The organism is Paenibacillus polysaccharolyticus (assembly GCF_900102085.1).
Lineage (GTDB): Bacteria > Bacillota > Bacilli > Paenibacillales > Paenibacillaceae > Paenibacillus > Paenibacillus polysaccharolyticus.
Genome location: NZ_FMVM01000003.1, coordinates 29,371 through 43,462, shown reverse-complemented (window position 1 = coordinate 43,462; position 14,092 = coordinate 29,371). Strand labels below are relative to the sequence as shown.

The window sequence follows — 14,092 nt, the reverse complement described above, 5'->3', positions numbered from 1 at the left end:
GAATCAGAATGAGCCCGATAGACAAACCTATGAGAGGTACCGTATTGCCAACTCAATCGACATTTACGTCACTTATGGCCACTTATCAATCGATGGTATGGAGATTGGCTTCGCGCTATTTCCGGGACCCGCAAGATCGAGATGATATCGTGCAGGAGACATTCCTTCGGGTGTATACTCATATCGAACAAATGAACAGCCAAAAGAATGTCGTAAACTGGATTTATACCATTGGGAGAAATGTATGCCTGGATGTGTTACGCAAGAAAAAGAGACAGACTCTTGCCACAACTTCGTTATATGTGGAGGATTCAAATAGATCTCCGGATGCCATATCTGAACTAATGTCCCATGAACCTGGCCCTGAAGAAAGGCTGATTCAGAACGAGACTTCTTCCGAACGCAAACGCCGGATCAATGATGCATTTCATCAGATTCCAGGTAAATGGAGGCATTACGTCTATCAGCGGTACTATTTGGAAATGACCGTCAAAGATATCAGTGTATTGAACGATATACCGGAAAATACGGCCAAAACGTATCTCTTTCGAGGAAGAAAACATATGAAACAACAGTTAGTTGACATCACGAATTGAAATAGGGGACATGACAAATGAAAGATTTAATGACTAAATTCCAAAAAACACCACACATTCTACAAGCGCTTTTGAATATCTGCCTGTTCTTTCTGGCCTTAGCTTTAAGCGCACTTCTAATCAGTGAGACATGGTATATCGTACAAATTGTGTACCAGTCTTTTGTAACTCGTCAGGATAGCTACTATGAGATGTTATCCGAATTGCTCGTTTTCTTCTTGTACTTTGAATTTATCGCTTTAATTGTGAAGTACTTCAAGTCTAATTTTCATTTCCCTCTTCGTTACTTTATTTATATTGGAATCACAGCGGTGATTCGCTTAATTATTATAGATCATGATAACGCAATGTCGACGTTCTGGTGGTCGTTGGCTATTTTGATCATGGTAGGTGCTCTGTTTATATCAAATCGACGGAATTCAGGAGTTCAGAAACATGAAAAAAGTGAAAGTGATCATTGATGGGAAAGCAATAGGAAGCGTGGAGGATCTGCAACGCATACTTCAGGCCGAATTTTCGTTGCAACTAGCTCATTTTGAAAGTATGGACACCCTCTGGGAAGCGTTAGTATGGCATGTGCCAGTCCCGGTTACGCTAGAATGGAACCATTTTAGTGACAGCAGAGCCTCGATTGGACCTTACGCAGATCAATTGATGAACTTACTGTACGAGGTCGATGAACAGCTAGAGGAATTATTTAGATTTACAGTAAAATTATAAAATTTCAACATATGAAAAATTCACAATAGTAATATCAAATATGCTCCATTGTTACATCGCTATAAATCATACAATCACACTCCAATCAACTCCGAGTAACGTATAAACGAACCTCCACATTCTGAGAAGAACGTCAATAGAAAAAGCTGCTCCTTTCTCAATGAAAGGGCAGCTTTTTTTAATCACAATGTAAGTAATACATGTAATGAGTCGGACGATAGATGATAAAGGGATCAAGAGCCTTATTCTTAAAAAATAACTTGCCACAATGCGCTAACAAACTTATATAAAAAGTAGAACGCAAAGCCAATTAGAAGAACTCCGGCCAGGCTCGAAACGAGCTGTACCATCCTGGGACTCATCATTTTACGTGTGATGGATACGATGGTGAGCAAACCGAGATCATGTAGCAGAATGCCACATAATATCCCGATTGCCGCAATGACAAAACTGAGCTTGCCTGCCGATTGATAAGAGTCGGATAAGACAACACCAAATACAGAAACCCAAAACATCAAATTACCTGGGGAGATCGCAACCAATAAACCATTACGATAAGTCCGCCAAAAAGAGGGTTTGGTCGGAAACGTCTTTCCGTCTGTTGTCATGAGGCTCACATCCGAATTACGGATGGATTCATATCCCAAATAAGCTAAAAATCCTGCACCCGCCAACCATAGTGGAATCTGAACGAATGGAACGGATAACAGTGTAGCAAATCCAAAATACATAGCAATAATTAAAGCGATATCCAATGTCATACCACCTAGACCAACCGCCCAGCCATGAAGGAATCCATTTCGCAGTCCCTGCTTGGTCATCTCTACCGTGATTGCGCCTACCGGCATGGCAATAGCAAGTCCGATCAGAATAAATTTCACATAAATCTCCATAATCATTTCCTTTCTGAGAGATGGGTTGATGGAAGAAAAGAAGCTTGTCCACTTAAAAAAGACGTTTGCTCTAGTAGTCTATGTAACTCTTCACATGGAAGAGATATAAAAAGAAGTGCTCTCCTCACACCTCGGCTCGTATAACAGCTTATTCGAAGGAGAGCTTGTTTAGAATACGGTTAATTTTATTCTTTTGCTTGTGGTTGTTGTAACAAAGAGCGTAGAAAAGGGCATTTGGATGGGGCAGTGTCATCATCTCGTAGAAAATATTGTTTATACTCCAGATTTCCTTCTGCCCCGTATTGCTTCAATTCAGGATGTGCGGGAATCGTGTCATAGGCAGCAAGCCTCGCTCGAATTCTTGGCCCGATGGCTGCAGCCCGCTGTGGCTGCTCATTCCATAAATCAAGGACCCAGCGAGGCGTCATAGCTAACATGAGATAAGGAAAATGGCGACTTTGTCTTGAAATGTGAGCTGGTGTACCGCAATAAACGAAATACCGTTCATCGTTATAACAGTACTCCCATAATGGATTCTCGGGGTCTTCCGGGATATCTGCTGGCCATGATTCGGTATCGAGAGTTCGCATCTCACTTAACAGGTTCCAGAATGATTTTTCGTAAGTGAGCACGTCTTTTACTTCCTTTTCTTTTTCAAAAAAAATGACCAGTGATGAAAAATCTCCGAAGGAACGTGAAGAAGCCCCATATTCCGTTACAATTGCTGATAGCTGCTCCGCAAGAGAAAGATATTTGGAGCGAAAGACAAATCCATATCGAAGATGACCCAGTGCATATGCCTGGGTTGCAGGAATACAGGGGAACCTGGCCTCCCGGTCACTCATCTTGGCAGAGAACAAACGATAAGCATCCCTTTGCCACAGATCCAACGGGAGCTCACCATTTTCCATATCAGTAGAAGAAAACAATAGCGACATCAGTAAGCCTCCTTTTACTTATAGGATATCGCCTGCAAGCAAAATGGTGACTGTCCATTTATGAAAGTAAACATTGGGTAGACTGTTCAGTGAAATGCGTATCATGAAGTAGTTTGTGCCAAGCAGTAATTTCAGAAGAAAGCAACTAGCTGAAACGCAAACAAGGAGCTCAGTATTGAGCTCCTTGTTATTTGCAATTTCCTGCCAAATCTTAACCTATTGGCGATGTTGGTTGGAGAAATTGCCAAATGACTGACCTTGTCCTTGGATTGTCGTGTTAGGTGTATTGTATGGTTGATCAATGTAGGATACATGCTGGGAAGAAGTATTTGCAAGCTGCTGAGCTAGGTTGGAAATCTGTTGCAATTGTTGAATTGCTGTCTGATGTCCTTGCAATGCCGTTTGAATAATATGCGCAGCTTGTTGCTCGCGCTGGGCCAATTGTTCCAATTGTTGAGCATTGCTTTGTTCTTGTCTCAGCAATTGTTGATATTGCATGGAAGCTTGTTGTGTTTGTTGCGTCAGTTGTTGAGCGAGTTGCGTAATCTGTTGTGATTGCGAAAATTGGTTCATGATGGTGCCTCCTATTTGTTTGAATTTACCTGTGTATTATGCTGAGAGGTTCGAAGAAATATTCAGGGAGATGTTTTGCTCCAATTGGGGAAGGCTACCTGTTGCGACGATTATCAAGAGGGAAAGGATTGACGAAATGAGTCAGGCTTCAGGAAAATCATCGGATGAAAAGAAATTGAAATGGTGGCAACTCAGTTTGTTGGGCGTTGCGGGCACCATAGGAACGGGTTATTTTCTCGGTTCAAGTCTAGCTATTACCATCGGGGGACCAGCTGTAGTAATTGCTTATGCACTTGCTGCGTTAGGTACATATGTTGTTTTTGATGCTTTGGCACGTATGACTTCGGACCATCCGGAGCAAGGGTCGTTTCGTTCTTATGCGAAGAAGGCGTTTGGCGCATGGGCAGGTTTTGCGAGTGGATGGGTCTATTGGTTTTCGGAGCTTCTCATTATGGGGAGCCAGCTGACCGCACTTTCTATCTTTTCGCGTTTCTGGTTTCCCAGCGTTCCACTCTGGATCTTTGCCGCGGGGTATGGAATCGTCGGTTTATGTATTGTGTTTTTTGGAAACAAGGGATTCGACCGGGTTGAAAATGTACTCGCAGTCATTAAAATTGCGGCTATAATCATGTTTCTGGTTCTGGCGGTCGCTCTACTTGCCGGCTGGATTGGAGGCACCAAATATGCACATAAGGTACCGATGGACATGGCTTCCATTTTCCCGAAAGGGGCAGTAGGATTGTGGTCTGCGTTCTTGTTTGCGTTCTATGCGTATGGAGGTATTGAAGTGCTCGGCATTATGTCATATCGATTGGAAAAACCGGAGGATGCACCCAAAGCGGGCAAAGTCATGCTTATTTCACTGTCTGCAGTTTATGTCGTTTCCATTGGCCTTGCACTAACCATGGTTCCGCTGTCTGCTTTTAACCCGAAAGAAAGTCCGTTTGTACTTGCACTGAGCAGTGATCACCTTGCTTTTGTACCACATTTGTTCAACGGTGTTCTGATTGTGGCCGGTTTCTCTACGATGACCGCATCGCTCTATGCAGTGACCTCCATGATGATTACGCTGGCACAGGAGGGGGATGCCCCAAAGTTATTCTCACAGAAATGGAAGAAGAAATATCCTCTATTTGCCTTGTGTCTGATTGGTTGTGGTTTGGTTGGTACGATTATCATGTCGCTACTGCTTCCTGGAAAAGTCTACGAATATGTAACTACTGCCGCAGGGTTAATGCTGATGTATAACTGGCTGTTTATCTTGCTCTCCTCAGGTCGGTTGCTGAAATCTCGCACCATAGATGTGATAAAACGCTGGACTGGATTGGTGCTGATCAGCACGGCCATAACTGGAACTCTTTTTCATGGCCTAAGCCGGCCTGGTTTCTTTATTAGTTTACTGCTGATTTCTCTAATTGCTTTAAGTGATATCATCGTGCAACGCAAGCGCAAAAAAACATCATCCGCTGCAAGTACGGAGCAAGACGAGCAAAAGGAGCAAGCTGATGAGAGCAGCCCCTCGGAGAGAGCAGCCTTTCATATTACAGGTATTCGTAAACAAAGGAACAAAATCAAGTGAAGAACATAAACTTCTAAAGCTAAACAGGTGGTTACTTCTGAATCTACGTTGCCTAAGGTTTCATCATAAAACATGATCTCTGAAAAATCAGGATCATGTTTTATCTATCTTATATATTAATTTTCAAGTAATATGATGATTACAAGATTCGTAGTGTAATGTATCAGATCATCAAAAAGTTAGGTCAACTGCATCCCAGAAAAGAGGGAAACAATGATGAACAAAGATTACGTTTTGCTTTCCAATGAAGGAAAATGGGGCGATCAAGGGGACGGTACTTATGTCAATCCAGTCTTGCCTGGAGATTACTGCGATCCAGATGTGATAAGCGTTGGGGAAGACTACTATGCGATCTCTTCCACATTACATTGCTCACCAGGTATGGCTGTTCTGCACTCTAAAGATTTGGTCAATTGGAATGTAATTAGTCATGTCGTAGAAGATTTGACAGTTATCGGGCCTGAATATCGGCATGATCGAATGAATCGTTATGCAAGAGGTGTCTGGGCGGGAGCGATCCGTTTTCATGACCATCAATTTTGGGTGTATTTTTTCACACCGGATGAGGGTTTGTTCGTAAGCACAGCTACAGATCCTGCTGGCCCATGGGAGTCTCTTTATCATAGTTGGGAGATTGCTGGCTGGGACGATTGTTGTCCTTTTTGGGATGATGACGGTCAAGGATATCTGGTGGCTACGAATTTTGCTGACAATTATAATATTTATCTGTTCAAACTGAGCGACGATGGAAAACAAATTTTGCATGACAGTGGTGTCGTGATCCATCAATATAAAGGTAGCGAAGCGAGTAAGCTTTACAAAATAAACGGACTTTATTACATTTTCCATAGTGAAGTTCGACCGAGAAATGGTGAGGAGGTAAGGGTTGTTATGATGCTCCGTTCAGAGCATTTATACGGTCCTTACGAAGAAAAAGAGTTAATCCATACGCATGGTGTGGAAGTGGACCGCGAACCGAATCAAGGCGGACTTGTGCAAACAGCGTCTGGGGAGTGGTATTTCATTAGTCACCAAGGAGCCGGTGGTTACTTTGAAGGCAGAACTCTTCACCTGCTTCCCGTTACGTGGGTTGACGGTTGGCCAATCATTGGTGAGGATACAGATGGTGACGGTGTCGGAGAGATGGTATGGGGAGGAAAAAAACCAATTCAAGGTTATCCCAAAACGATCTTAACCGTGAATGATGATTTCAATAGCCCGGTACTGCAGTCTCAGTGGGGATGGAACCACCAACCCAAAGCGGATACGTGGTCTTTCACAGAGAGACGAGGATATTTGCGTTTGCATGCTTGCGTGCCTTCGGAGAAGAATGATTTCTTTAAAATCTCGAACATTCTTTCCCAAAGGACGTATCGTGTGCCTCATAACGTAGTGACTGCCAAGTATGATCTAAGTGGGATGGTGGATGACCAGGAAACGGGTCTATGCCATTTTGGACAAACCTATTGTACGATTGGTATTCATCAGCAGGAAGGAACTCGGGTATTGAAGTTCAATCATTCAAATACAATCGAATGGGGACCATCTTTTGATACCACTGAGTTATGGTTGAGATCGACTTGGAACTTGTATGGTGAAAACAGGTATGAATACAGCCTGGATGGAGAGAATTTTATCTCCTTTGGTGAAGTCTATCCATTGGGTTGGGGACCCTACCGGGGAGACCGGGTAGGGGTGTACAATCTGAACCATGAAAGAGAACAAGGGTATGTGGATGTAGAATACTTCAATTACGAATCGGGAGATAAGAAAGTCTAATTCTTTTCTGAATACGAAAGAGGCCGAGAAGAGGAATATGTTATTTCCTCTTCTCGGCTTCTTTAATGTTGTGTGTTTATTTCATTATTAAATGTCTTTATTTAATTCGTTTAATATCACAAAACTATTCGCCATCCGGTCTTTTCACTTGCAGCGGCGGGGGAATAAGCCATCCTTTTTCTTTGCTCAAACGAAGAATGCGCACACCCAGTGCTGTTTTGGTAACATGGTATTTCGCAAACAGTGCACCAATGTCCTCACGGATGGATTGACCAATAGTCTGACTCGCTGCGACTAATCCAAGAGCAGTATCAGCTGCAACTTTGGCACCTATCTCTGGATCAGTAAACCTTGCACCAGGAGGAATGTCCTCTAATGCCACAACGGGTCTCTCTGGAAGAGTCGGAGCGGGCGTGATACCATTCTCGGTGAGTAAGGCGTCACATTCTTTAATTTCCAGTCTGGCTTGATCCAGCAAGTCTTCTAAAATTTTCTTCAAATCCTTGTCTCCTGCGTGATTCATATAAGCCTGATAACAAGAGACAGCTCCTTTGGCTACCATTGAGCACTCCCATACACTATAGATTTCTCCATAATGCATGGGCTCGTTTTTAGGATTTCCACTTAAAATTCCCATGCTGATCCCTCCCGCTAAGTTATTTATTTCACTGCATTAGGGTTTACATGACAAGCAATTTTATCCGGTAGAGAAGTAGTCCAAGATTATAATTTACATCATTATTATTATGTTAACCTAAATCTATTGTCAGAAAGATGGTCACATGAACAACTGTAATTATCATCTGAAAAAAAGCCATACAGTTATGTTCTGCTGGCTTCTTTCCACTTTTATAAATACTTTAAGCTTTTGTCGAGGTTGGGAACATGGGATTCGCCTCCATGCCAACCCACAACTCGGTTGATTCGAGTTGACCAGCCAGATGCAATAACCAATCTTCACGCCCTTTGGTCGCCATAACTTGAACACCCATTGGCAGACCTTCCGCAGTCAAATGCAGAGGAAGACTAATGGCTGGCTGACCTGTCAGATTCGCAAGTTGTGTAAACGGGGTGTACGTAAGGCTCGGCTTGAACATCTCATAGATCAGCTCTTGTTGCGCCGTTTTATCCAGATCACTGACGGACATCAGATGTTGAATCTGCTCCGCATGTGGCGTCAGTTCGCCAATCCGGGGTGCGGGAAAAGCGTTAACAGGTGTGATGTAAAAATCATACCGTTCAAACAGCGTAGACATCTGCGCAGCCGCCACGTCCCATTCGGCCAAGCTATGAACAAATTCAGCAGCAGATACTTTTTTGCCCGCTTCAGCCAGTACCCAGGACTCAATCTCCATATCATCTGCAGTGAGAGAACGACCCATACTTTGTTCCATGGATGAAATCATAGCGGCCATCTCGCCGCTGTTCATCATGTAATAGTTTTCCATCAGGCGTACGCCATTGACTGGACTTAACTTTTCTTCAACATGATGCCCTTGAGATTCCAAGAAATGGACTAATTTCATCACAGCCTCTTTGGCATCTTCACTGACAGGTGTGCCGACAGGTGAATCCATCGTATAAGCGATTCGCCATTTGCGTTGATGCGGATAGTTCATATCAGCCAGGTAACTTCCCGAGAATAATGGTGCATGAAATGCGGCTTCCGGTTGGATAATCTGGAGCGTATCCAGCAGTGCAGCACTGTCTCTGACGGAGCGAGATACTGCAAAATCTATCGAGGCTCCTTGCCATTGTCTTCCCACACCTGGACCAACGGGAGTGCGTCCGCGGGTTGGTTTCAGCCCAAACAGACCGCTGAAGGAAGCGGGAATTCGAATGGAACCACCGCCATCACTTGCGCCGGCAAGCGGCACGATGCCTGATGCTACAGCGGCAGCGGCACCGCCGCTTGAGCCGCCTGGGGAATGATTCACATTCCACGGATTGCGCGTTGGCCCGTGTAGACGTGGCTCGGTTATATTTTTCAACCCGAATTCCGGTGTATTCGTATGTCCGATCACAATAAAGCCTGCTTCGAGCAAACGAGTTACGAAATTGGAGTTGCGAAGAGCACGATGTTCGCTGAACAGACGTGAGCCAGAGGTAAGAAGTTCACCTTCCAAAGATTGAGAAATATCTTTGAGGAGCAACGGCACACCTGCAAATGGCTGTTCTCCAGGCCTAACCATGCTGGCTTCCTGCCGAGCACGTGTTTCATATGTACGAATGACTGCATTGAGATGTGGATTGACTTCTTCCAGACGTGCATAGGCAGCTTCAAGCAGTTCAACCGGGGATACTTCCCGGGAGCGAATCAGTTCGGCGAGCCCTATAGCGTCATAGGAGGTATATGAGAATGAAGACATTAGTAATCGTTCCTCTCTGAAAATAGTTCCTGTTGGATATCTTGTTCCAAGTTCCATAAGCCATCGTACCACCTAGGCAGACAAAAGACAAAATATCAAGCCATCATGATGAAGAAAAACAGTAGAAGAAAAGCACTGCTCACCTCGGAAGGTGAAACAGTGCTTATATTATTTGATCCAGATGAAAATGTATTACTCCGTGCGAAGTTTGGGTGCGGCCTCGGCGATCGGTGTAGAGCGTTCCTGCTGTTTGGAAATCAGGAATAGTGCGATCCAGATCAGGATAAAGCCAAGCAATTGCTCCCAGGTTATCAGCGTACGGAATGCAATCCAGTTTACAAGCACGCCGGCCATCGGGAAACTGAGTTCTGCGAGGGTTGCAACAGAAGCTTTGGTGGAAGACAACCCTTTGTAATACAAGAGTAGACTTAGCAAGCCTGGTAGAAGCGCCTGCCCCAAAATATTCAGAATGACTGCAGCCTGTGCCCCTGTTCCAGCCGGGAGTGTCCAAGGTGCACCTTCATTCCAGGTCATGAAGATTAGGAGCGGAAGCGCAACGACAAAACGAAGGGAGGTGACCGTCTCATAACGAGCTTGACCAAGCATTAACCGGCCCATAACGGTAGAACCACCCCACAAAGCTGCGGCACCAAGAGACAGCAGGCTACCTGCATGAATCCAGTTATTCCAGTTGCCGAGCGGAAGTGAGAAGCCAAACGTAAGCAGATATGTTCCTGCCAGCGCAATGATGAACAGTCCGCCGAAGTGACGCGGCAATGTTTCTTTTAATAACAATTTTGCAAGTACAATTGCGAAAAGTGGCTGCATTTTTTGCAATAACAATACCGTGTTGGGATCATTATGGGTAAGCGCCAAAGTGAATAAAACCGTTGCCAGGGCTGATCCGCCCCAGGAAATGAAGATAACAGCGATCCAGTGACGTGCACGCAGTTTCTTCAGATCATCCCGGAACTTCCATAATACCGGAATCGCAACAAGGCTGACGATGATGTGTTCGATTAGAACAATCTGTGTAGAAGTCATCGTTTTTAGCAAAAGGATGCGGAATAAGGGGTCTACACCCCAGAGGGCTGCGCCTAGCACAACTAGCCAAAATCCGGTGTTGCTTCGTTCCTTGCGATAAATCGTTGATGCTGTTGATGTGTTTTCCATATTCAGGACTCCTTCGTCAGAACACGGAATCTTCAGTTGGCAAAATCGACAAAATCCCCCGTCCTTGGCGTACGCCAAATAAACGGGGGACCATTCAAAGACAAGGCGTCAGGGAAAAAGACTTCCCAAATACGGCTTGCCGTTGTGTTGATCTTCTCTCATCCGGACTATACCGTCGGCCTTGGAATCGCACCAAGTCAGTCGCTACCAGGTCGGAACCTTAAACAGCGAGTCGCGGGCTGGTTCTATAAGAACATCACCGCCGGTTGGGAATTGCACCCTACCCCGAAGATCCTATTCAATTAATTAGTGTATTGAACAAGTTGTAACCTTATGAAGTTCATCTTATTCCTGTAAACGCTATCAGTTCAAGTGTTTTTTTAGAAAACAATACTCCAGCATCCCTGTTGCCTCCGCAACTGCACAATCTGACCTGCATGATAGGCATCGTGTAGAACCCAGCGGGCAAGCGTCTGAGCCCAGTTGTCGTCGGAATCCATATAAGCTTCCTCAAGCTTCGAGTCCTGTAATGTAGCAAGGGTATCGCGCAACTGCTCAGCCAGTTTAGTGGTTTGTTCCATCAGCTTGCTCCAGCCAGCTTCGTTCAAAGGATCACCCGAAATACCAAACGTAGCTACGTTGGAATCTGCAGCGGGTACAGACGGTTCTTTTCCCTGAAGACGTTCCAAAATCCGTTGATTGTAATAAAACATATGATTGGCTAATTGCCATATGCTCAGTCCACCTGAAGGCGGAACCCAGGCAGCCTGTTCAGCGGTCAGCCCCTCCAGAGCCTTGGACAATGGGACAATCCAGTTACATTGATCCCAAGTATCTTCATTCTGAATAACCAATACATCTAATGCTGTGGTGACCGTTTTCATTTTTAAATTTCATTCCTCTCATGTCAGACTCATCTCGTTCTTGCATCTTCATGCTGGTAACTAGCTAATATGGGTTGAAATGGTTACAATTAATATAACACAATTTGAATGATTGTAACCATCTTTATCTAAATTAGATAGTTACATCAATCGGAGGACCCAATGGATAGATTATGGACAGATTTTGTGAACAGTGATTATCATGATTGGCGTGGCGGGGATCGATCAGAAGACAGACTGGGAAAGGTTAGCTGGCAGCAAGATTTCTTGAATCGTTGGCAATTAGAAGCGTCAGTACCGGCGTCGAATGAAGAGGAATCCGCAATGAGAAGTTTTAGAGATGATTTGCAGTCACTGGCTATTCGTTTGTCTAACGGAACACCCTTCACTGAGAAGGATCAAGTTTGGTTAAATGATTTTATGCAGGCTGGTGAAGTCATCAGACGATTAGTCTCGAAGGAACAAGGATGGGAAGTTATACTGGTTCCCATCCATGCGCATTGGCTTCAGGTGATGGCAGAGGTTGCTGCTGATTTTGCAATGACACTCGTAGAGGGTGAAGGGAAGAGAATTCGAAGCTGTGACAATCCGGACTGCCGATGGATATTTTATGATGATACCCGGAGCAGAACACAGAAATATTGCGATGATAAGATGTGCGGTAATCTAATGAAGGTGAGACGTTTTCGAGCGAAACGAAAAATGCAATCTAATGAGGAAAAGAGTAAAACATAATTATCAAGTTTACCAACGAAGTTCTACCTTTTTCAATCCGTGAATCACCATATAGGTCTCAGTTAGCTCTTCCAGAATTTGATAAATATTAAGGTATGATATATAATGTATATATACTAGCGAAAATATAGTCATAAAGTATATGTAAGAACAAGCAATGCGGATCAGATCATTTTACAAACCATTACGATTGGAGAGATGTCTTATGAGGACAGGTTATCTTTTGAAGAACGGTTGTGTATTATCGATGGATGCTCGTATTGGTCAGTATAACCGGGCAGACGTACTTATTCAGGATTCTTTGATTACAGCGGTTCAACCAAATATTGAGGTGTCCAATGCAGATATTGAAGTCATCGACGCTTCAGACATGATTATTATGCCTGGACTGGTGGATACACATCGGCATATGTGGGAATCGCTTGTCAAAACAGCCGGAACAAACTGGTCGCTCCCCGTCTATCTGCAAAATTTGTACTATGGAGCTATGGGAAGCAAGCTTCGTCCACAGGATAGCTATATTGCCAATCTGTTTGGATCGCTGGAAGCGCTTAACGCAGGAGTCACTACGGTACTGGATTGGAGTATGCCATACTCGTCTGAGCACACGGATGAACTGATTCGAGGATTACAGGATGCAGGAATTCGTGCTGTATTTGCCCATGGTGTACCAGGGGAAACGATGTATTGGAATCGTGAGAGCAAGTTGTCGTATCCCGAAAATGTTAGAGGGGTTAAAGAGCGATATTTCTCTTCGAATGATCAACTACTCACCTATGGACTTGCTATTCGAGGACCAGAGTTTAGCCATTGGGATACAACGGTGCAGGATATTCAGCTTGCGGAAGAACTGGACGCCATTTGTTCGATGCATGTCGGTTTCGGCAGCTGGGGATCAGTAGATCGTTCGATTAGCCGCATGTATGAGGCAGGGCTGTTTAGCCCACGGATCAATGTTGTACACGGCAATACGATGGGCATGGATGAATTCAAAATGCTCGCAGACAGCGGAGCCTCTTTGTCAGTTACACCTGAAGTTGAGATGATGATGGGACATGGCTATCCAGCTACAGGGCACTTTATGGAGCACGGAGGTACGCCAACGCTTGGGGTAGATGTCGTGACTTCGACGGGCGGAGACATGTTTTCACAGATGAAATTCGCGTTGCAAGCGGAGCGTTCAAGAACGAATGAGTACCTTTTGCAACAGGGTGAAATGCCGGGTGAACTCGGTTTGCAGGCAAGCCAAGTGTTACGATTTGCGACCTCTGCGGGTGCACGGGCTTTAGGACTGGAGCAAAAAACAGGTACACTTACGCCGGGAAAAGAAGCGGATGTGATCATGATTCGTACGACGGATCTAAACTTGTTCCCTGTGCATGATCCTATTGGTGCTGTTGTGCAATTTGCCAATCCATCCAATGTGGATACGGTTTTTGTTGCGGGAAAACCTGTGAAGCGAGAGGGCAAGCTGTTGCATGTCGATCTGGACGAAATTCGGCGCAAAGCCACGCAGAGTACGGAATATTTGTTGACGCAATATCGGATGTCCGATGCGGACCGGGTTGTTTTTTCATAATAGAGCTGTCTATAAAATAAATAAAGCTAAAGGGCCGTTCATCCAGAATGCGGCTCTTTTCGCGTCTTTCTTCTTTACTCCGTTTTTCGTAAGAGGTTTTCACATTAAATTGGGGTTGGAGTAAGGTGTGTTGACAAATAGAACGCTTTCTACTAAGATAGCGATATAAGTTAATAATGAATTTAATCAGGATTGTTACTGATCAGCAGGCAAGACCGATTGATAATGCAAACATGCAAAATTGTGTTTTTTCATGTATGCATAATTAATGGTC

14 protein-coding genes and 1 riboswitch are annotated in these 14,092 nt (G+C 44.4%); of the genes, 7 read left to right on the top strand and 7 right to left on the bottom strand.

Annotated elements, in window-relative coordinates; all coding sequences use genetic code 11:
- The first annotated feature begins 8 nt into the window (after nt 1-8).
- Genes BLQ13_RS04845 through BLQ13_RS04835 form a run of 3 tightly spaced genes read left to right on the top strand, consistent with a single transcriptional unit; the run spans nt 9 to nt 1,316 of the window.
- Complete coding sequence (locus tag BLQ13_RS04845; RefSeq protein WP_090916622.1) at nt 9-596, top strand: RNA polymerase sigma factor; 588 nt, start codon at nt 9-11, stop codon at nt 594-596.
- Between the two features lie 17 nt (nt 597-613).
- Nucleotides 614-1,057 carry a phosphate-starvation-inducible protein PsiE gene (psiE, locus tag BLQ13_RS04840; protein ID WP_090916620.1) on the top strand — a complete coding sequence of 148 codons (444 nt, stop codon included), beginning with the start codon at nt 614-616 and terminating at the stop codon, nt 1,055-1,057.
- Nucleotides 1,032-1,316, top strand: a complete 285-nt coding sequence (locus tag BLQ13_RS04835; RefSeq protein WP_090916618.1) for a barstar family protein — start codon at nt 1,032-1,034, stop codon at nt 1,314-1,316. Before psiE ends, BLQ13_RS04835 begins: the two co-directional genes overlap by 26 nt.
- Nucleotides 1,317-1,564: 248 nt before the next feature.
- On the opposite strand, the gene BLQ13_RS04830 is transcribed toward BLQ13_RS04835, so the two are convergent.
- The 3 genes from BLQ13_RS04830 to BLQ13_RS04820 all read right to left on the bottom strand — a co-directional run bounded on the left by BLQ13_RS04830 (nt 1,565) and on the right by BLQ13_RS04820 (nt 3,720).
- Nucleotides 1,565-2,209 (bottom strand): LysE family translocator, encoded by a 645-nt coding sequence (locus BLQ13_RS04830; protein WP_090916615.1) that lies wholly within the window; start codon nt 2,207-2,209, stop codon nt 1,565-1,567.
- A 185-nt stretch (nt 2,210-2,394) separates the two neighbouring features.
- Nucleotides 2,395-3,147, bottom strand: a complete 753-nt coding sequence (locus BLQ13_RS04825) for a YqcI/YcgG family protein (RefSeq protein WP_090916614.1) — start codon at nt 3,145-3,147, stop codon at nt 2,395-2,397.
- 216 nt (nt 3,148-3,363) lie between these two features.
- On the bottom strand, nt 3,364-3,720 hold the full coding sequence (locus BLQ13_RS04820; protein WP_090916612.1) for a hypothetical protein: 357 nt from the start codon (nt 3,718-3,720) through the stop codon (nt 3,364-3,366).
- A 136-nt stretch (nt 3,721-3,856) separates the two neighbouring features.
- Between BLQ13_RS04820 and BLQ13_RS04815 the strand changes: the two genes are divergently transcribed.
- Nucleotides 3,857-5,299 (top strand): amino acid permease, encoded by a 1,443-nt coding sequence (locus BLQ13_RS04815; RefSeq protein ID WP_090916610.1) that lies wholly within the window; start codon nt 3,857-3,859, stop codon nt 5,297-5,299.
- Between the two features lie 213 nt (nt 5,300-5,512).
- Nucleotides 5,513-7,078 carry a glycoside hydrolase family 43 protein gene (locus tag BLQ13_RS04810; protein ID WP_208606752.1) on the top strand — a complete coding sequence of 522 codons (1,566 nt, stop codon included), beginning with the start codon at nt 5,513-5,515 and terminating at the stop codon, nt 7,076-7,078.
- Nucleotides 7,079-7,202: 124 nt separating this feature from the next.
- Here BLQ13_RS04810 and BLQ13_RS04805 read toward each other — a convergent pair whose 3' ends face one another.
- From BLQ13_RS04805 to BLQ13_RS04790, 4 genes are all read right to left on the bottom strand, one after another.
- Nucleotides 7,203-7,715, bottom strand: coding sequence for a DUF3231 family protein (locus tag BLQ13_RS04805; protein WP_090916608.1), 513 nt, complete (start codon nt 7,713-7,715; stop codon nt 7,203-7,205).
- A 223-nt stretch (nt 7,716-7,938) separates the two neighbouring features.
- Nucleotides 7,939-9,447: an amidase gene (locus BLQ13_RS04800; RefSeq protein ID WP_090917289.1), complete on the bottom strand. Its 1,509-nt coding sequence runs from the start codon at nt 9,445-9,447 to the stop codon at nt 7,939-7,941.
- Nucleotides 9,448-9,639: 192 nt separating this feature from the next.
- A complete protein-coding gene (locus tag BLQ13_RS04795) occupies nt 9,640-10,620 on the bottom strand; it encodes a DMT family transporter (protein ID WP_090916606.1) in 981 nt (326 codons plus the stop codon).
- A 146-nt stretch (nt 10,621-10,766) separates the two neighbouring features.
- A riboswitch (FMN riboswitch) is annotated at nt 10,767-10,917 on the bottom strand.
- 83 nt (nt 10,918-11,000) lie between these two features.
- Nucleotides 11,001-11,504, bottom strand: a complete 504-nt coding sequence (locus BLQ13_RS04790) for a DinB family protein (RefSeq protein WP_090916604.1) — start codon at nt 11,502-11,504, stop codon at nt 11,001-11,003.
- A 162-nt stretch (nt 11,505-11,666) separates the two neighbouring features.
- Here BLQ13_RS04790 and BLQ13_RS04785 point away from each other — a divergent pair, with 162 nt between their 5' ends.
- Both BLQ13_RS04785 and BLQ13_RS04780 read left to right on the top strand, forming a co-directional pair.
- Nucleotides 11,667-12,239: a CGNR zinc finger domain-containing protein gene (locus BLQ13_RS04785; RefSeq protein WP_090916602.1), complete on the top strand. Its 573-nt coding sequence runs from the start codon at nt 11,667-11,669 to the stop codon at nt 12,237-12,239.
- Between the two features lie 205 nt (nt 12,240-12,444).
- On the top strand, nt 12,445-13,818 hold the full coding sequence (locus BLQ13_RS04780) for an amidohydrolase family protein (RefSeq protein WP_090916600.1): 1,374 nt from the start codon (nt 12,445-12,447) through the stop codon (nt 13,816-13,818).
- Nucleotides 13,819-14,092 lie beyond the last annotated feature (274 nt).

Coding starts and splice junctions, on each gene's coding strand:
- BLQ13_RS04845 (WP_090916622.1), top strand. CDS start 9: ATGAGCCCGATAGACAAACCTATGAGAGGTACCGTATTGCCAACTCAA.
- psiE (WP_090916620.1), top strand. CDS start 614: ATGAAAGATTTAATGACTAAATTCCAAAAAACACCACACATTCTACAA.
- BLQ13_RS04835 (WP_090916618.1), top strand. CDS start 1,032: ATGAAAAAAGTGAAAGTGATCATTGATGGGAAAGCAATAGGAAGCGTG.
- BLQ13_RS04830 (WP_090916615.1), bottom strand. CDS start 2,209: ATGGAGATTTATGTGAAATTTATTCTGATCGGACTTGCTATTGCCATG.
- BLQ13_RS04825 (WP_090916614.1), bottom strand. CDS start 3,147: ATGTCGCTATTGTTTTCTTCTACTGATATGGAAAATGGTGAGCTCCCG.
- BLQ13_RS04820 (WP_090916612.1), bottom strand. CDS start 3,720: ATGAACCAATTTTCGCAATCACAACAGATTACGCAACTCGCTCAACAA.
- BLQ13_RS04815 (WP_090916610.1), top strand. CDS start 3,857: ATGAGTCAGGCTTCAGGAAAATCATCGGATGAAAAGAAATTGAAATGG.
- BLQ13_RS04810 (WP_208606752.1), top strand. CDS start 5,513: ATGATGAACAAAGATTACGTTTTGCTTTCCAATGAAGGAAAATGGGGC.
- BLQ13_RS04805 (WP_090916608.1), bottom strand. CDS start 7,715: ATGGGAATTTTAAGTGGAAATCCTAAAAACGAGCCCATGCATTATGGA.
- BLQ13_RS04800 (WP_090917289.1), bottom strand. CDS start 9,447: ATGTCTTCATTCTCATATACCTCCTATGACGCTATAGGGCTCGCCGAA.
- BLQ13_RS04795 (WP_090916606.1), bottom strand. CDS start 10,620: ATGGAAAACACATCAACAGCATCAACGATTTATCGCAAGGAACGAAGC.
- BLQ13_RS04790 (WP_090916604.1), bottom strand. CDS start 11,504: ATGAAAACGGTCACCACAGCATTAGATGTATTGGTTATTCAGAATGAA.
- BLQ13_RS04785 (WP_090916602.1), top strand. CDS start 11,667: ATGGATAGATTATGGACAGATTTTGTGAACAGTGATTATCATGATTGG.
- BLQ13_RS04780 (WP_090916600.1), top strand. CDS start 12,445: ATGAGGACAGGTTATCTTTTGAAGAACGGTTGTGTATTATCGATGGAT.